Origin of the sequence: Chryseobacterium sp. OSA05B (genome assembly GCF_019970065.1) — a bacterium.
In the GTDB taxonomy this organism is placed as follows: Bacteria; Bacteroidota; Bacteroidia; order Flavobacteriales; family Weeksellaceae; genus Chryseobacterium.
This window is the reverse complement of record NZ_JAHXYH010000002.1, coordinates 675,625-694,294: the sequence shown is the minus strand read 5'-3', so window position 1 is coordinate 694,294 and position 18,670 is coordinate 675,625. Positions and strand designations below refer to the sequence as shown.

The 18,670-nt window shown below is 39.3% G+C and carries 16 protein-coding genes; 8 read left to right on the top strand and 8 right to left on the bottom strand.

Going from position 1 to position 18,670, the window contains the following annotated elements:
• Together LC419_RS10625 and LC419_RS10620 are read left to right on the top strand one after the other, a co-directional pair.
• Positions 1–237, top strand: coding sequence for a hypothetical protein (locus LC419_RS10625; RefSeq protein ID WP_223607309.1), 237 nt, complete (start codon positions 1–3; stop codon positions 235–237).
• A 7-nt stretch (positions 238–244) separates the two neighbouring features.
• Positions 245–1,714 carry a M20/M25/M40 family metallo-hydrolase gene (locus LC419_RS10620; RefSeq protein WP_223607308.1) on the top strand — a complete coding sequence of 490 codons (1,470 nt, stop codon included), beginning with the start codon at positions 245–247 and terminating at the stop codon, positions 1,712–1,714.
• A 538-nt stretch (positions 1,715–2,252) separates the two neighbouring features.
• Here the strand turns inward: LC419_RS10620 and ilvA are convergent.
• The 7 genes from ilvA to folP form a co-directional block, all read right to left on the bottom strand.
• Entirely contained in the window at positions 2,253–3,509 is a 1,257-nt protein-coding gene (gene ilvA, locus LC419_RS10615) for a threonine ammonia-lyase IlvA (RefSeq protein ID WP_223607307.1), read from the bottom strand.
• Between the two features lie 15 nt (positions 3,510–3,524).
• Positions 3,525–4,571, bottom strand: coding sequence for a ketol-acid reductoisomerase (ilvC, locus tag LC419_RS10610; protein WP_072922848.1), 1,047 nt, complete (start codon positions 4,569–4,571; stop codon positions 3,525–3,527).
• Positions 4,572–4,622: 51 nt separating this feature from the next.
• On the bottom strand, positions 4,623–4,904 hold the full coding sequence (locus LC419_RS10605; RefSeq protein ID WP_223607306.1) for an ACT domain-containing protein: 282 nt from the start codon (positions 4,902–4,904) through the stop codon (positions 4,623–4,625).
• A 19-nt stretch (positions 4,905–4,923) separates the two neighbouring features.
• On the bottom strand, positions 4,924–6,651 hold the full coding sequence (gene ilvB, locus LC419_RS10600) for a biosynthetic-type acetolactate synthase large subunit (RefSeq protein WP_223607305.1): 1,728 nt from the start codon (positions 6,649–6,651) through the stop codon (positions 4,924–4,926).
• Between the two features lie 7 nt (positions 6,652–6,658).
• On the bottom strand, positions 6,659–8,341 hold the full coding sequence (gene ilvD, locus LC419_RS10595) for a dihydroxy-acid dehydratase (protein ID WP_223607304.1): 1,683 nt from the start codon (positions 8,339–8,341) through the stop codon (positions 6,659–6,661).
• 212 nt (positions 8,342–8,553) lie between these two features.
• A complete protein-coding gene (gene ilvE / locus LC419_RS10590; protein WP_223607303.1) occupies positions 8,554–9,426 on the bottom strand; it encodes a branched-chain-amino-acid transaminase in 873 nt (290 codons plus the stop codon).
• 337 nt (positions 9,427–9,763) lie between these two features.
• The gene (gene folP, locus LC419_RS10585; protein ID WP_223607597.1) at positions 9,764–10,543 is read right to left on the bottom strand and encodes a dihydropteroate synthase; all 780 of its coding nucleotides are present in this window, start codon (positions 10,541–10,543) and stop codon (positions 9,764–9,766) included.
• A gap of 506 nt (positions 10,544–11,049) precedes the next feature.
• Between folP and LC419_RS10580 the strand changes: the two genes are divergently transcribed.
• The 5 genes from LC419_RS10580 (at position 11,050) to tpiA (ending at position 16,289) form a co-directional block, all read left to right on the top strand.
• On the top strand, positions 11,050–11,613 hold the full coding sequence (locus LC419_RS10580; RefSeq protein ID WP_223607302.1) for a DUF1599 domain-containing protein: 564 nt from the start codon (positions 11,050–11,052) through the stop codon (positions 11,611–11,613).
• A 6-nt stretch (positions 11,614–11,619) separates the two neighbouring features.
• Positions 11,620–12,732 (top strand): BT_3928 family protein, encoded by a 1,113-nt coding sequence (locus LC419_RS10575; RefSeq protein ID WP_223607301.1) that lies wholly within the window; start codon positions 11,620–11,622, stop codon positions 12,730–12,732.
• Positions 12,733–12,876: 144 nt separating this feature from the next.
• Positions 12,877–13,227: a TerB family tellurite resistance protein gene (locus tag LC419_RS10570; protein ID WP_223607300.1), complete on the top strand. Its 351-nt coding sequence runs from the start codon at positions 12,877–12,879 to the stop codon at positions 13,225–13,227.
• Between the two features lie 27 nt (positions 13,228–13,254).
• Positions 13,255–15,381, top strand: a complete 2,127-nt coding sequence (locus LC419_RS10565; RefSeq protein ID WP_223607299.1) for a S9 family peptidase — start codon at positions 13,255–13,257, stop codon at positions 15,379–15,381.
• Positions 15,382–15,527: 146 nt separating this feature from the next.
• Positions 15,528–16,289 (top strand): triose-phosphate isomerase, encoded by a 762-nt coding sequence (gene tpiA, locus LC419_RS10560; RefSeq protein ID WP_223607298.1) that lies wholly within the window; start codon positions 15,528–15,530, stop codon positions 16,287–16,289.
• A 433-nt stretch (positions 16,290–16,722) separates the two neighbouring features.
• Here tpiA and LC419_RS10555 read toward each other — a convergent pair whose 3' ends face one another.
• A complete protein-coding gene (locus LC419_RS10555) occupies positions 16,723–17,310 on the bottom strand; it encodes a recombinase family protein (protein ID WP_223607297.1) in 588 nt (195 codons plus the stop codon).
• Between the two features lie 228 nt (positions 17,311–17,538).
• Here LC419_RS10555 and LC419_RS10550 point away from each other — a divergent pair, with 228 nt between their 5' ends.
• On the top strand, positions 17,539–17,778 hold the full coding sequence (locus LC419_RS10550; protein WP_223607296.1) for a hypothetical protein: 240 nt from the start codon (positions 17,539–17,541) through the stop codon (positions 17,776–17,778).
• The last annotated feature ends 892 nt before the right edge of the window (positions 17,779–18,670 follow it).

Sequence of the window (18,670 nt, the reverse complement as noted above, 5' to 3'; positions counted from 1 at the left end):
ATGCAGAGAATAGAAATAAAAGCGGAACAGTTTTTTGAATTGTTAAGACTGAAAGATACCCCGATGTGGGAAATTTTCGCACAGATGATTGATGGTAATGAAAAGGAAATTATATTTCTTGACAATGAAGATAAAGTCCTTTTTAATTATGTCCTTCCGGCTGACAAGGTAAAACTGGAGGAAGACAGAAAGGAGTTTTCAAAACAGTTCTCAGATAAATTGGCTAACTTCAATTAAAAATCTGATGAATAAAAATTACCTATTCTCGATATTAAGTGTTCTTCTGTTCAGTCTTGGGAATGCTCAAAACTATAAAAAACCCCTGGTCTCTGCCATCAAAGAAACCGATCTCAGAAAAGACATGTATGAACTGGCAGCCGATCAGTTCTGGGGCCGTGAAGCTGGAACTTTAGATGAATTAAAAGTTTCAATGTGGCTGGCCGATAAAGCAAAAGAAGCCGGAATGAAGCCCGCCGGTGACAACGGTACATTCTTCCAGTTTTTTGATATGTACAGACATCAGGTGATTCCTCAAAGCAGTATGAAAATCGGGAACAGCAGCCTGAAACTCTGGAAAGATTTCCTTGTTGCGGAGCCGGTTAATGCTGCGATTGATGCCGAAATTGTATACGCAGGAAATACAGAGCCTGAAGAACTTTCCAAATTAAATATCAAAGGAAAAGTTCTTGCCGTGAATGCCTCTGATAAAAACATCGACAAGGAAATGACGCTTTTCGTAAGAAGATATCCCGGTTTTGTAAGGACAAAATATTATAACAAAGCCAATGAACTAGGTGCAAAAGCCATTATTTTTATCACTGATGATATTTCTGAAAAAAGCTGGGTTGAAGTTCTTCCTCAAATGACAAGAGGAACCTACGGGGTAGAAGGTCTGAGAGAGAAAATAACGGATAATATTCCTGTTTTATGGATCAAAAGAGAAAATGCAAACTGGGTGAAAAACAACCCTAAAATGGCACTGAACCTCATCACAGAAACCTACAAATATCCTTCTGTAAACATTATTGGAAAAATTGAAGGTACAGATCCTGCCCTTAAAGAAGAATATGTTCTACTAAGCGGTCACCAGGATCACGACGGAATCAGACATCCTGTAAAAAATGACACCATCTACAACGGCGCCGACGATAATGCGAGTACATGTGTTGCAATGCTTGCCATGGCCAGAGCCTATAAAAAACAACCAGGGAAAAGAAGTATTCTGTTTGTTTTCCATGGAGCGGAAGAAAGAGGATTGCTGGGTTCCAGATGGCACGCTGCTCATCCGGTCGTTCCGAAAGAAAAGATCGTAGCCGTTCTGAACGGTGATATGATCGGCAGAAATGACAATAATGAAGCCGCTCTTCTGGGTGGAAATACACCACATAAAAACTCTGAGGACTTGGTAAAAATGGCCGAAGATGCCAATAATGAAAGCACAAAATTTAAATACCTGAAAGATTGGGATTCTACAAATCACGCTGAATATTTCTATTTTAGAAGTGATCACCTACCGTATGCAAAAATTGGAATTCCGGCAGTATTTTTCACCAGCGTACTGCATGATCAGTATCACACGCCTCAGGATGAATCTGAAAATATCAATTACAAAAAGCTCTATAAAATGACAGAATGGATGTACAGGACATCCTGGAAAGTAGCCAACGAGACTGAACGTCCGAAAGTCATTTCTAATTTTACGCTTGAGAGATAAATGAAAGTTTCGGCGGCCCTCCGGGCCGCCGAAACTCCTTTTTATCATTGCGAGGAGCGTAGCGACGAAGCAATCTCCAGTATAAAATTTTATCGCAGATAAAATCCTTGCGTCTTAATAACATATTGCATGAAAAAAATAGCGCCTTTGCGAAACACCAACATCATTCATCAGATATTTTATAATATTCTTTTGTCTTTAAACAAAAGAAGCAAAAGTTCAAGACCTGGAAACTTCCGCTAAAAATAAATCCTGTTCTCTAAAAATTCTAAAACTTGCGCGGATGTATTATTTCTGCTTCGTTTCACTTACAGTCCCGCGCTTCGGACAGTAGAATTTTCTTGACGTTCACAGCATTTATTTTCTTAGCGCTCCATTTTCGGAAGTCGGATTATAGCGATTACAAAAGCAATATTCGGCAACATTCTAATATATCAAAAGCATTAAATTATCGCAGATAAAATTCTTGAGCCTTAAAAATTCATAGCATGAGAAAAACAGCGTCTTTGCGAAACCCAACACCATTTCAAACACCGTTTTAGATAAGCAGATTCATCAGAGACGGATCATTGTTCAGATAATTGACAAAAAAGTCATACTTCTTCATGTTATTGAGCAACGGAGGAAAATCTTCTTTATTCCTCAATCCAATTCCTAAAACGGCAATCCCTTTCTCTTTTGAATTTTTCTGCGTGTATTCAAAAAAAGTGATGTCATCATTCGGCCCCAAAACATTCATCACAAAGGTTTTCAAAGCTCCCGGCCGTTGCGCAAATCTTACCAGGAAATAATGTTTTAAACCCGCATACAGAAGCGCTTTTTCTTTGATCTCTTCCATACGGGTAATATCATTATTGCTCCCACTGATAATACAGACCACATTTTTCCCTCTGATCTGATCTTTATATTTTCCAAGTGCAGCCACCGAAAGAGCTCCGGCAGGTTCTACGACTACAGCATCTTTATTGTAGAGGGAAAGAATGGTTTCGCAGACCATTCCTTCATCCACTAAAGCCATATCGTGCAGCACATTTTTACACAGTTCGAAATTAAGATCTCCTACTTTCTGTACGGCGGCTCCATCTACAAAACGGCTGATTTTTTCAAGAAGCACCGGTTGTCCTTTTTCGAGTGCTTTTTTCATACTTGCCGCTGCAGAAGGTTCTACACCTATAATCTTCGTATGTGGTGACAGTTCCCGGAATACAGAGCAAACGCCTGCAGCCAAACCTCCTCCTCCAACCGGAAGAAAAAGATAATCAATAGGCTCATCCGACTGCTCAAGAATCTCCAGTGCTGCCGTAGCCTGCCCATTAATAATATCCTGATCATCAAATGGATGAATAAATATACCCTGATTTTCTTTGCAGAACTTCAGTGCGGCATCTTTAGCTTCATCGAAAGTATCCCCGTAAAGCACAATATCAATATCATCCCCTCCAAACATTTTCACCTGTTCCAGCTTTTGTCCCGGCGTAGGCAAAGGCATGAAAATGGTTCCTTTCACTTTCATGGTGCTGCATGCAAAAGCTACTCCCTGAGCATGATTCCCTGCACTGGCACAAACCACCCCTTTTGCAAGGCTTTCAGGAGACATCACCGCCATTTTATTGTAAGCACCCCTGATTTTGTAGGATCTCACCTGCTGCAGATCTTCTCTTTTAAAGCTAATCTTTGCATTATAAATTCCGGAGAGATGATTATTGACCGCCAAAGGTGTTCTTACCACTACATTTCTGAGTCTTTTTGCTGCTTTATAGACATTGTCCAAAACAGAAGGATACGTTTCTTCCATTGTTATTTTTCCTGATTAATTGTTCTCTGGTCTGAGACTGCGGACCGTCTTACCGGCTCTCCACATTTCGCTTTCTCTAAGCTCAGTCAGTTCTACTTCCAATTTTTCTCTGTAATCGTGTTTGCTGTTGCTGTCGATGGAACGCTGGGCTTCATCTCCTTTCGCAACACTTTCATACAATTCCTCAAATAAAGGAGAAGTGGCATCTCTGAAACGTTTCCACCAGTCCAATGCTCCTCTTTGTGCTGTGGTACTGCAGTTCGCGTACATCCAGTCCATGCCGTTTTCCGCAACCAAAGGCATTAATGATTGGGTTAATTCTTCAACGGTCTCGTTAAATGCTTCAGAAGGACTGTGCCCGTTTTTCCTCAACACATCATATTGAGCGGCAAATATTCCCTGTACGGCACCCATCAAGGTTCCTCTTTCTCCTGCAAGGTCACTGAATACTTCTTTTTTAAAGTCTGTTTCAAATAAATAACCGCTTCCGATGGCAATTCCCAGTGCAGTTACTCTTTCTCTTGCTTTTCCTGTAGCATCCTGATATACGGCAAAACTGCTGTTCAGTCCACGATCCTGCAGGAACATTCTTCTCAATGATGTTCCTGATCCTTTCGGGGCAACAAGAAATACATCAACCTCAGCCGGTGGAATAATTCCTGTGCGTTCATTAAAGGTAATTCCAAAGCCATGAGAAAAATACAGTGCTTTTCCGGGGGTAAGATGCTGTTTAACTTTAGGCCAATATTCGATCTGGGCTGCATCACTTAAGAGATAGCAAATAATCGTTCCTTTTTGCAGCGCTTCTTCTATTTCGAATAAGGTTTCTCCCGGTACAAATCCATCTGCTACAGCCTTATCCCATGATTTTGAGTTTTTTCTCTGACCCACAATTACATTGATTCCGTTGTCTTTCTGATTAAGTGCCTGTCCCGGCCCCTGTACACCATAGCCGATTACCGCTACGATCTCATCTTTTAATACTTCCTGAGCTTTATCTAATGGGAACTCCTCTCTTGTTACTACGTTTTCTTCTACTCCGCCAAAATTCAATTTTGCCATTTTTTTAATTTTTATATGTTGTTAATGATATTTTTTTGATTGCTTTTCTATTTAGCTTGCGTGTGCCGATACGGTCAGGTATGGATTTTTATGGTAATGAACTTCAAGAACATCTATCTGTTTTTCCATCTGACGTGTAATTTTCTGTACAGATTCTTCCGTTTCTCTGATGACGATGACAAACTTTTTTACTTTTTCAATATCGGAAGGCCCTGCATTAAAATTCACAATGGAAACTCTTCTCCTTGAAAAAATAGCATTGATCCTGCCGATCAGCCCCAAATAATCCTCTGTGTAGGCTGTTATCGTATATTCCCTGTTTTCTGAATTCATCTTTTTCTTATTTATATTGTTATGTCTTATTGTTGGTCAGCACGATCTCTGAAACACTTTTCCCCTGAGGAATCATTGGAAAAACATTATGCTCTTTCCCAGTCATGACTTCCAGCAGGAAAGCGCCTTGATGATGAAGCATTTCACTAAGTCCTGCTTCCAGTTCTTCCCTTTCCGTTACTTTTCTTCCCGGGATTTTATATCCTTTAGCCACCTGTACAAAATCCGGACTCTGAATATCTACCGAGGAATATCTCTCTTCATGAAATAATTCCTGCCACTGTCTTACCATTCCCAGATAGCAATTATTAAGAATTAAAATCTTGATATCCGGCTGATACTGCATCAATGTTCCCAATTCCTGGATATTCATTTGCGCTCCACCATCTCCCATTACGGCAATAACATGACGGTTAGTGACTCCATAAGCAGCTCCTATTGCGGCTGGAAGACAAAATCCCATGGTTCCCAATCCACCGCTGGTAATATTGCTTCTGGAATGTTTAAAGCTTGAATATCTGCAGGTAGCCATCTGGTGCTGCCCTACATCCGTTACGATCACAGCTTCTCCCTGAGTCATTTCATTCAGTTGTCGAATCACTTCTCCCATCGTAATTTCTCCTTCAGAAGGATAAAGTTCGTGGCTGATCAGTTGATCATGTTCAATGGCATAGCAGTCTTTAAACTTTTGATGCCAGTCTGTATACGCTCCCGGTTCTATCAGTTGTGTTAAAAGGGGTAAAGTTTCTTTGCAGTTTCCGAGAACAGGAACCTCAACTTTTACATTTTTATTGATCTCCGCTTTGTCAATATCCAGATGAATAATTCTCGCCTGTTTTGCATACTGATCCAGTCTTCCGGTCACACGGTCATCAAAACGCATTCCTACAGCGATCAGGACATCACATTCATTGGTAAGGATATTGGGACCGTAGTTTCCATGCATTCCTACCATTCCTACAGCCTGTGGATGATCCGTAGGGATCGCACTCATTCCTAAGACCGTCCATGCCACCGGAATTCCTGATTTCTCAGCAAAGTGTAAAAATTCCTTCTCAGCTTTCCCCAGCATAATTCCCTGTCCGGCAATGATGAATGGTCTTTGCGCATTATTAATCAGAAAAGAAGCTTTTTCAATAGCGTCCATATGGGGAACAGGATCCGGTCTGTAACTTCTCAAAGAATCACAGGGGGTGTAACCTCTGTTGAACACCTTTTGCAGCTGAGCGTTTTTCGTGACATCAATTAATACCGGACCGGGTCTTCCAGATCTTGCGATATAGAATGCTTTAGCCAATACTTCAGAAAGTTCATCCGCATCGGTGACCTGATAATTCCACTTGGTAACCGGGCTCGTCACATTCATAACATCGATTTCCTGAAACGCATCGGTTCCCAAAAGATGGTCAAAAACCTGTCCCGTAATGCATACAATAGGCGTATTATCCAACAGCGCATCAGCTAATCCTGTGACAAGATTGGTTGCTCCCGGACCACTTGTCGCCAATACCACCCCCACTTCTCCGCATACTCTCGCAAGCCCCTGCGCTGCATGGACCGCTCCCTGCTCGTGGCGGACCAGAATATGCTCCAGCTGATTTTTATAGTCGTAAAGTGCGTCGTAGATAGGGATAATGGCACCGCCCGGATACCCGAATATGGTTTTTACCCCTTCCTGAAGAAATGCTTCAAGGATGATCCGGCTGCCGCTGATTTCTGTTTCTGTGGATACATTTAGATTCTTCATTGTCTTTTTATTGAGTGATTTCATCTGTTACACAACCTTCTGCGGCTGATGACACGGTGAGTGCATATTTGTACAGCAATCCTTTTTTTACTTTAAGTTCAGGTTTTTGCCATCCTTTCTTTCTCTGCTCGATTTCTTCTTCGGAAACTTTGAGCTGTATGGTGTTGTTGACAGCGTCGATTTCAATAAGGTCATTGTCCTTTACAAAAGCGATCAGGCCGCCTTCATACGCTTCAGGAGTGATGTGCCCTACTACAAAGCCATGGGTTCCGCCACTGAATCTTCCATCGGTAATTAAAGCAACACTTCCGCCGAGTCCCGCTCCGATCAGTGCGCTGGTAGGTTTCAGCATTTCCGGCATTCCCGGTGCGCCTTTGGGACCTTCATGACGGATGACAATGACGTCCCCGTGCTGAACTCTTCCGTTTTCAATGCCTTTGATCAGATCTTTTTCTCCATCGAATACTCTTGCCTTTCCTGAAAATTTTTCGCCTTCTTTTCCGGTGATCTTGGCTACGCTTCCCTTTTCAGCAAGGTTTCCGTACAGTATTCTCAAATGTCCCGTTTGTTTGATAGGATTGGATAAGGGTCTGATGATCTTCTGCTTTGTAAAATCAAGGCTGGGAACATTTTGAAGATTTTCAGCGATGGTTTTTCCGGTAACCGTTAAACAGTCGCTGTGCAATAAACCTTCTTCCAGTAAGTATTTCATGACGGCAGGTGTTCCTCCATGATTATGAAGATCCTGCATCAGGTATTTTCCACTCGGTTTAAGATCTGCCAATACCGGTGTGATATCGCTCATTTTCTGAAAATCATCCTGAGTTATGGAAACGCCAACGCTTTTCGCCATTGCTATAAAATGCAGAACGGCATTGGTACTGCCCCCAAGAATGATGATCAGACGAAGCGCATTTTCGAAAGCCTTGCGGGTCATGATATCTGAAGGTTTGATATCTTTTTCCAGTAATATTTTAATGTATTTTCCTGCTTCCAGACATTCATTTTGCTTTTCATCACTTAGTGCGGGATTGGAAGATGAATACGGAAGGCTCATTCCTAAGGCTTCTATGGCTGATGACATGGTATTGGCGGTGTACATTCCCCCACATGCTCCTGCTCCCGGACAGGAATTTTTAATCACTCCGTTGAAATCTTCTTCTGAAATTTCCCCGGCAATTATTTTCCCAAAAGCTTCAAAGGCCGAAACGATATTAAGCGGTTCATTTTTATAACATCCCGGCGCTATTGTTCCTCCATAGACCATGATGGATGGTCTGTCCAGTCTTCCCATGGCGATAATGGTTCCCGGCATATTCTTGTCGCAGCCTGGTAGTGCAATAATTCCGTCATAATACTGTGCCCCGCAGATCGCTTCTATGCTGTCTGCTATCACATCGCGACTTACCAGCGAGTACCGCATTCCGTCTGTGCCATTACTCATCCCATCGCTTACGCCTATGGTATTGAATATTAATCCTGCAAGACCGTGATTCCAGGTTCCTTTTTTTACCACTTTAGCCAGGTCATTGAGATGCATATTGCAGGTATTTCCGTCATATCCCATACTGGCAATTCCGATCTGGGCCTTGTGCATATCTTCTTCTGTAAAGCCTATTCCATAAAGCATTGCTTTTGCTGCGGGCTGTTCGCTGTTTTGTGTGAATGTTTTTGAATATTTATTTAACATATTATCCTGCATTTGCTGTTCTTATCATCTCTTTGGGTGTATCAATAATCTCATTGTTTTCGGAATTCATACATGAAGCTTTTACTTAATTTTGGTCCAAAACTACAGCTTGTAATCTCTTTTTTATTTTGAATTTTATAAAAATTACAATATTCAACTGTTTGAAAAATAGACACATTAAATTGATAATCAATTATTTATATTCTTTAAATTTACAATGACAGAACTCTTACCAGTTTCTGATAGGCCTGCTGTACTTTTCCACTTGCTGTATCCTCCCAGTTTTTGGTAAAAGGAACATCATCCAATGAATCCAACGCTACAATTTCAGCTGCCGTACCACAGAAGAAAGCGGCATCAGCTCCTCTCATGTCTTCGGGTTTAAAGAAGGTTTCTTTAACGGGAATATTAAGTTCGCCACATATTTCAAGCACGGTCTGTCTCGTAATTCCCGGCAATATGCTTCCTTTTGCAGGCGTAAATAATTTTCCTTCCTTTTCGTAGAATATATTGGCTCCTGAGCTTTCAGCAACATTTCCGTATTCGTCAAGTAAAAGGGCTTCATCGTAGCCTTTATCTTTGGCATCCTGGCAGGCCAGAATAGAATTGACATAGTGGCCGCCTACTTTGGCTTCCACTTTAAAGGCATTAGGATTGGGGCGTTGAAAACCTGAGGTCATGATTTTCATTTTGTCTGCGAGATAGCCGTTGCTCCATTCCCAGGCAAGCAATGAGAGGTAGGATTTTTTTCCTTTTGACAGGGACATATTGGGCGAACAGGTGACCAACGGGCGGATATAAGCGTCTTTGAATCCGTTACGTTCCAAAAGCTCATACGTGAGGTCTGTTAATTGACTGACTGAATAATCAAACGGGATGTACATCAGTTCTGCTGATCTTTTCAGCCTTTCATAATGTTCTTCTGCTTTAAAAATTTTGGTTCCGTGATCGGTATTATAGGATTTTATACCTTCAAAAACGGAGTAACCGTAATGAAGTGACTGTCCGTAGAGATCCATTCCTGCCTCTCCGGCCTTGAGAAAGTTTCCATCAAAATACACGATAGTTTTGTCGTTGTAATACATTATTTAAGGTTTAAAAATTAACAAATGGGTATAAAAAAAGCCCTCTCACGATGTGAGAGGGCTCAAATATGTACAGTCATACTCTATCCTTCTCACCAAAGCAAGGGAATAATAATGACGATAATAATTACTGTTAGTAACTGATTCATAATTTCTGAAATAAAAAAAGCCGCTTCAAAATGAAACGGCTTATATAATTTAAATTAAAATATTTTACAATGCCGCTTCCTTACTGTTGTTTACCACAACAATAATGTTAGAAATGACAATAATATTTTTCTGATTCGTAAAATTCATACTGCAAATGTATTAATTTTTAAATGCTGAGCAAGTTTTTTTAACACTTTTTATTTTTTTCGCAAAACTGCCTGATGGTTACTGCGGCTTCCGCCACATCATGTACTCTTAAAATTTTAGCGCCCTGCTCCAGAACTTTCCTATGAAGTTTCTGCGTTTCTTCATTAATATCCAGGGGAGATTTTCCGAGTGGTTTATAGATAAATGATTTTCTTGAAATACCGATCAGCAAAGGAAATTTATCAAAGCCAAGATACTCGGTTTCCCCGATCATTTTCATCTGATCTTCCACTGTTTTTCCGAAACCAAAACCGGGATCCAGAATGATGTCTTTGACTCCTTTTTCAAGAAGCTCATTGGTCTTTTTAGAAAAATAACGGTTAACTTCCAGAGTAATGTCCTCAAATTTTACTTTGTCATGCATCGTTTCGTAAGATGGGTTCACATGCATCAGAATGTAGGGAAGTTTCGTTTCACCTGCCACATCAAACATTTTATCATCATACTGTCCGCCGGAAATATCATTGATCATGTCAATTCCTTCATTAAAGCCGAATTTTACCGTTTCAGCATAAAATGTATCCAGTGAGATCAGTGCTTCCGGAAATTCTTTTTTGATCAGAGAAATCATGTTCCCTATTCTGTCTATTTCCTCTTTACTACTCAGAAATTCAGCATTCGGACGTGTGGATTGTGGCCCGATATCGATGATTTCTGCTCCGTCTTTCAAAAGTTTTTCCGCATGTTCCAGCGCAGATTTTTCACTGTTAAATTTCCCACCGTCTGAAAAAGAATCCGGGGTAAGATTGAGGATGCCCATGATTTTTGGGGTGCCCAGTTCCACCAGCCTTCCGTTGCAATTGAGGGTGTAGTTGTGAGTTTCGGGGTGCGGGGTGCGGGTTTCGGAATTAGAGATCATGTTGATGATTGATAAATGATGATTGATAGGCGATACTATTCTGCAAAATTAAGACTTATTGTGGAATGTTGCTAGTTGTCAGTTGATGGTTGCTGGTTTGTTATTGGTTGTAAGCCCTTGGGCGGAAACGAATATTCTTTTAGATAGAAATTAAATTTAGAATCTCTTCATTTTAAAATTTCCTAATATGAACCAGCAACTGACAACCAGCAACCAAGTCTCATACTTTCAAACCCTCTCACCCCGAATTCCGTACCCCGCAACTCTAAAATCCTCCTACCCTCAAACTCTCCGACTCCCCCACTCTAAAACTCTTCAACCCAAAACCTCCAAACTCTGACAAAAATCAATGCCCGATTCCCGCTACCTAAAACCGAATTCGTATATTTGGGAGATTAAGAGAATTTATGTCAAAAACATCAGTACAGTTCGGGAAAGTGATCAGTGAGTGTCGTGATCTTTTCAGTAAAAAATTGCAGGATTACGGTGCAGCATGGAGGGTTTTAAGACCCAGTTCTATTACGGATCAGATTTACATCAAGGTGAACAGGATACGTACGCTTCAGATGACGGATAAAAAAATGGTGGATGAAAGTGAAGAAGACGAATTCATTGCGATTGTCAACTACTCTATTATCGGACTTATTCAGCTTGAAAAAGGACTTTCTAATGATTTTAATGAAAATAAGGAGGAAGTGTTGAGCCTTTACGATAAATATTCCAATGATGCTCAGACTTTAATGGAAAGAAAGAATCACGATTACGGTGAAGCATGGAGAGATATGAGAATTTCTTCCATCACTGATCTTATCTACCAGAAAGTACTGAGAACGAAACAGATTGAAGATAATCAGGGAAAAACCATTGTTTCTGAAGGCCTAGATGCCAATTATTTCGATATGCTTAACTATGCTGTTTTCTGTCTGATCAAGTTCTCTGAAAAAGAAAATATTTCCGAAACCCAAAAATAAAATACTATGATCAAAGGTTTATTACGCTTTATTATTGCTGTTATCTTTATTCTGTCCGGCTTTGTAAAGGCTGTGGATCTGGTGGGATTTTCTTTCAAAATGGAAGAATATTTTGCGCCATCGGTTTTCAATATGCCATTTCTGGAAAAATTTGCGCTGCTGTTCTCGGTCATTGTGGTCGTACTGGAGCTTTTCTTAGGATTTATGCTGTTGCTAAAACTGAAGCTTAAGTTCACCCTTTCAGCGTTAATTGCCCTTTGTATCTTCTTTGGGTTCCTTACTTTTTATTCTGCCTATTACAATGTGGTGACAGATTGCGGATGTTTTGGGGACGCGATCAAGTTTACGCCATGGCAGAGCTTTATGAAAGACATTGTGCTTCTTGTCGGTCTTATCATCGTGTTTATCCTTTACAGAAAGGAGTTCCGTAAAAAAGATGTGTACAGCAGTGACAATACAAAAGAGTCTTCCGGTAAGTTTAGATATGCTCTTTTAGGCCTTTTTTCTTTGATCATGATTTATATTATGGCGCAGGGAATAATGCACGAACCACTGATCGATTTCCGAGATTACAAAATCGGAACGAATATTAAAACTGAAAAGGAAAAAATCAATAAAAATCCTTCTGAATATAAGACTTTTTATTCCCTTAAAAACCAAAAGACGGGAGAAGTTTTAAAGGTAAATCAGGACGATTATATTAAAGAAACAAAATATTGGGCAGAAGGTTCTCCATGGAAAATTGAGGAAGGAAAAAATGAATCTGTTCTGACGAAAGAAGGTTATAAATCTGAAATCGTTAAATTCAAAATTGAAGATCCTACAGGCGTAGATCTGACGGACGAGATCATCAATGCACCGAAAGCTGTTCTGGTATTTTCATATCATCCAAAAGAGGTTTCTGCTGATCTTATTCAGAAACTTGAGGCCAAAGTGAGTACTCAAAAAGGAGCCGTTATTTACGGAATTTCTACAGATCACAATACCTTTAAAACCATTAAAAATGCCATGATGGACGCGACTGCCATCAAAACTATTGCAAGAAGCAATCCGTTTGTCCTGATCCTCGAGAAAGGAAAAATCATGGACAAGCAGCCGGCTAAAGACTATGTCGATTAGGACGGTAAGGTGAATGAGTGAGTGGTCAATGGTGAATTCTGAATCGTGGATTTTGAATCTCGAAACCCGAAACTCGTATTACGCAACCCGAAACAACTGCCAACAATTCAATTTAAACACTAAAACTTAAACATACATTTACAAATGCAAAAATCAAATAAATCTATTGCCGGTTATCATCTTTTAATGATCCTTTCTTCTGTAGACGGAGAATTTGCTCCTGAAGAAGGAATGCTGGTTCAGCAATATATGGCAGACGAATTTCCGTTCAGAATGAATCTTGACAATGAACTGGAAACGCTGGCTCTTTTGCAGCCGGAAGAATGGAAAGACCACTTTGAATTTCACGCGAGATGTTTCTTCGATGACTCTACGGAAGAGGAGCGCGTAAAATTTGCAAAATTTGCTAAAACCCTGATCAAAGCTGATAATAAAGTCACTGATGAAGAGCATACCTTCTATAAGCTTTTGAAAAATCTGTGGAATTTGGCCTAAACCAGACACCAAAAAACAAAGCATATTATGAAAAAATTTTATCTGGGAATATTAATTATGAGTGCTTCTACGATACAATCTCAAAAATTCCCTGCTTTAAAAGCTCCGATTGCTGAAAAGCAGGAACACATCCGGGAAATTCACGGAGATAAGGTGAATGATCCGTATTACTGGATGATCGATTATTTCAAAAAAGGAAAAGATTCCACGAAAGTCGTTGATTATCTGAAGGCCGAAAACACTTATTGGGAAGGCATGATGAAGGATACAGAACCTTTCAGGGAAAAGCTTTTTCAAGAAATGAAGGCCCGTATTAAGGAAAAAGATGAATCGGTGCCTGTTTTTGAAAACGGATACTATTATTATACCCGTACAGAAGCCGGAAAACAATACTTCAAATATTGCAGAAAAAAAGGAAGCCTTACTGCTCCTGAAGAAATTCTTCTGGACGTAGATAAGCTTGCCGAAGGACATCCTTACTATAGTGCTACCGGTTTCAGCATCAGTCCGGACAACAACAAACTGGTGTATGGTGTTGACGATGTTTCCAGAAGACAGTATACTTTATTTTTAAAGGATCTTACAACCGGAAAAACAACTGATCTCGGTATAAAAAATACCGAAGGTTCTGCAGAATGGGCGAATGATAATAAAACGATTTTTTACACGGAAAACAATCCGGTTACCCTTTTATCAGAAAAAATTAAGAAACATACGCTGGGAACTGATCCTGGTAAAGATGTGACGGTGTACGAGGAAAAGGATAAAACCAATTATATCTCAGTATATAAATCTAAAAATCACAAATTCATACTGATTTATTCCGGTGCTACCACTTCTTCGGAAACAAGATATTTGAATGCCGATCAACCGAACGGAACATTCAAAGTTTTTCAGCCGAGAATGAAGAATGTTTTGTATACGATCACTCCTTTGGAAGATAAATTCCTGATCAGAACGAATAAGGATGCGCTTAACTTTAAAATAGCGGAAACTCCTCTGGATAAGACTGGTGTAGAGAACTGGAAAGATTTCATTCCGCACAGAAGTGATGTCTTGATGCAGGCTGTAAGTGCCTTTAAAAATTATCTGGTTTTCAGTGAAAGACAGAACGGACTTACCCAATTGGTTATTTATGACAGAAAAACAGGTAAGAAAGAGGCGCTGACCTTTGATGAACCTGCTTACACCATTTCTTCACTGGAAAATCCGGAATACAATACAGACAATTTCCGTTTTGGATATACCTCTATGATTACGCCTGTTTCTCAATTTGAGCAGGATTTAAAGACCGGGAAAAGAATATTGCTGAAACAACAGGAAGTGCTTGGTGGTTATGCTAAAGATGAATATATCACTGAAAGACTTTTTGCAACAGCAAAAGACGGAACAAAAATCCCAATCTCCATTGTTTATAAAAAAGGATTCAGGAAGGATGGAAACAGTCCGCTGCTTCTTTATGCATATGGATCTTACGGAAATTCTATGGATGCATCTTTCAGCAGTACAAGACTGAGTCTTCTGAACAGAGGTTTTGCCTTTGCCATCGCTCACATCCGTGGTGGACAGGAAATGGGAAGACAATGGTATGAAGACGGAAAAATGATGAAGAAGAAGAATACCTTCACGGATTTCATTGATGCAGGAGAATATCTTGTTAAAGAAAAATATACTTCACCAAAACATCTTTATGCTCAGGGTGGAAGCGCAGGAGGTCTGTTGATGGGCGCTGTAGCGAATATGAGCCCAAATTTATGGAATGGTGTTATATCACAGGTCCCTTTCGTGGACGTGGTGAATACCATGCTTGATGAAAGTATTCCATTAACGACCAATGAATATGACGAATGGGGAAATCCGAACAATAAGGAAGCTTATTTCTACATGAAATCTTATTCTCCTTACGAAAATATCGAAAAGAAAAAATATCCTAACATCTTAGTAACTACAGGGCTTCACGATTCCCAGGTTCAGTATTTTGAGCCTGCAAAATGGGTATCCAAGCTTAGGGATATGAAAACTGATAAAAACGTATTGCTATTAAAAACTGACATGGATTATGGTCACGGTGGTGCTTCCGGAAGATTTGACTATCTGAAGGATATCTCTCTGGTGTATGCTTTTATGTTTAAACTGGAAGGAATTGATAAATAATTAAATACCACGCAGATTTTGCGGATTTTGCAGATTTGAAATGACTGAAAATGAAATTTCTGTTTTGTAAATCCGTATTTAGCAATTCAAAAAAAATCTGGAAAAAATAAAATAACAAACAATAATTTACCTAATTATATAAGGCTATGAGAAGAAAAATAGTTGCAGGAAACTGGAAAATGAATAAAAATGTCATTGACGCACAACAGTTGATGATTCAATTACTGAGCTATAAAAACAATAACACCACCAACTGCGAAGTATGGATTGCGCCACCTTCTTTATATTTAATGATGGCTAAAGATATCTTCGAAAATGATGAGATCGGTGTATTTTCTCAGGATATGAGCGAGCATGAGAGCGGTGCTTATACCGGTGAACTTTCTGCAGATATGCTGGAATCTATTGATGCTACAGGTTCACTGATCGGGCACTCTGAAAGAAGACAATACCACGGTGAAACGGATTCTCACTGCAACAAAAAGATCAAATTAGCGCTTGACAAAGGTCTGATCCCTGTATACTGTAACGGTGAAACGCTTGAACAAAGAAAGGCAGGACAACATTTCGAAGTGGTAAAAAACCAGACTGAAGTTGCTCTTTTCACCCTTTCTGCTGAGGAAATCAAAAAAGTAGTGATTGCATATGAGCCGGTTTGGGCTATCGGAACAGGGGAAACAGCTTCTCCGGAGCAGGCTCAGGAAATCCATGCACATATCAGAAGCATTATCGCTGCCAAATACGGACAAGAAGTAGCTAATGAAGTTTCTATCCTTTACGGAGGTTCTGTGAAGCCGGATAATGCAAAAGAGATTTTCTCTCAGCCTGACATCGATGGTGGACTGATCGGAGGTGCAGCCTTGAAACTGGAGGATTTTTCTAAAATTATTGAGGGATTCAATTCATAGGTTTCGGCTAAAGCCTATCCCTATTGAATTCAAAACATATAGAGTCAAAAACGGCGGCATCTTCGATGCCGTCATTTAAAATCGTAATACACCTATTAATAGTGCATTGCGATTTTAATTCATGGAAACTTTCCAACATATTTCCGACATTCAAATTTCAAACCCCTTTCAATGATCCCTGTTGCAGGGATACAAATACCATGCCCGAAAGACAAAAACGATACTCTTTTTGTGGTTGTTCAAAACCTTAAAAAATGCGAAATGTTATTATTTTGAAAGATCAACAGATAGCTAAATAGAGGACCATATTAACTATATAGAATAATAAAAGCAACTACCAGCACCCACATAGTAAAAACATATCTTTTTACCTGCTTTCTGATTTGTAGATAGTGATAGTTTTATTTTCTTGGAGTGATCTACCCTCGTTACATCATGTATTATTTTTGACTTTCTGAACAGTTCCAATGCTGACCGAGCATATTTTTGCCGTATCTCGGATTGAATTTCCTTTTTTCAGGTTCTTAATCATCTCTTTATACTTAAAAAGAAAATCATCTATGCCTTCCGTAGAGCCTTTCTCACGCCCTTTGTAAGTTCCACTAGCCTTTGCAAGTGCAATGCCCTCACGCTGTCGTTCTAAAATGGCATCACGTTCCATTTCAGCTATGTTATCCATAACTGAAATTATAAGTTTAAACGCCTGATTCTCCTTTCCTTTGATTAGACTTTCTATTCCAAGATTATCAACTTTAAGGATAACGCCCTTTTCTTTGAAAAATTCCAGAGTTGTTAATATATCGTACAGATTACGCCCTAGCCTGTCAATAGAACTTACCGAGACGTAATTAATTTCGCCCCCTTCAATAGCCTTTATAAGTTCTTTTCCTTGTTCTCTATCCTTGAAGGGCGTGGAACCGCTAACAATATCAGTAAATACTCTTTCGCCTTGCGCTTGTATCTCTTCCTGTCTTGCCGTGTTCAGCGCTCCTGTGGAAACTTTTATATATCTTGCTTTCATAATTATAAAATGTTATAAAGTACCCTGCATGTAAGCAAGGTCCAAAGATTATTTTTGTAATTAGTTTCTGAAATAATACCCGTTAGAACTCATAATTACTCGGTGCGATCCAAGATAGAAGATTGGAGGATTACAATATTTTATTTGAAGCCTACCAAAAGTACAGCAATATCAGTAGTTCCATTTTTTCAGGAACAATCGAACGATTACGAGGACAAAATTATTGATATGAAGAATTTATCAATTTTATCTTCTTTGATGTTCATAGCAATATCGTGTTCAAACAATGGAAGGAGCGGACTCGAAATTAATTGGGGAATCGTTGGCATAATCTCATTTTTAGCGATTGGTTACTTCATGAGCAAAAAGGAAATTAGAGCCGAAGAAGAAACCCGAAATCTTAACGAACAAGTCAGAAATCAAAGGGGGAAATCCATTGACACAAAAACTTGTCTTCAATTACAGTAAAATCAAATTTACCAATGAAATAACTTTTAAACCGATTCAAATTGCAACAGCAGAGGTTTACAAAGACAGATTTGAAATTACAATTTATCCCTACTCCGCATATTCGGGAACTTACGTTATTGTAAAATCTCAAAAGCAGGGTGACGGAATCCTAAACACTGTTGTCAAAGTTGGCAGTGGGAATTTTTCTCAATACAATTCTCAAAAGCCTTGTTTCGTTCACATATCCGAACGAGCAAGCATTCTTAAAATATATGATGAAAATCGAATTGGAATAATCTTAAAATTTTAAATACATGAAAAAATTAATTTTCACTTTAATGTTGGCATTACCAATGTTTTATTTCGCACAGGAATAAAAACCAAAAGAATCACAAACAGCAAAAGAATGCGACCTACCGAAAGACTTTAAAGAACCTATCAAAAACAACCGTCTGAAAAAGTTTGTAGCAATTGACAATGGGGTGACTGAAAAGGAAGTGATTATTATTCGAGCGCAAAACGGTTTTGGAAGTGGGATTTATACGGTATGCGTAAAACAAGAGCCAATCCAATATCAAAAAATGGGTACTGTCTTCATGAGAGAAGGGAAAAATCCTTTTAATAACGCAAAATGATAATCCAATTTCTAACTTCTACGGGTTTCAGATGCTTTACGCTTCCATACAAAGAGTACAACATTTGGGATAACATAGAGATTTATTCAACTTTATTATCACTTGCTATTCTTTATGTTGGTTGTACTTATTACCTTCTGTCTGCTTTAAAACTTATTACGGATAGACTGAAAAGTATTTTAACAACGAAAAATGCTAAATAGCTCAAAACCTTTTTATAACACGACAGGTTTTGTCGCTTTGCCAAAATACCTTTGTACTATAAGAATTTAGCA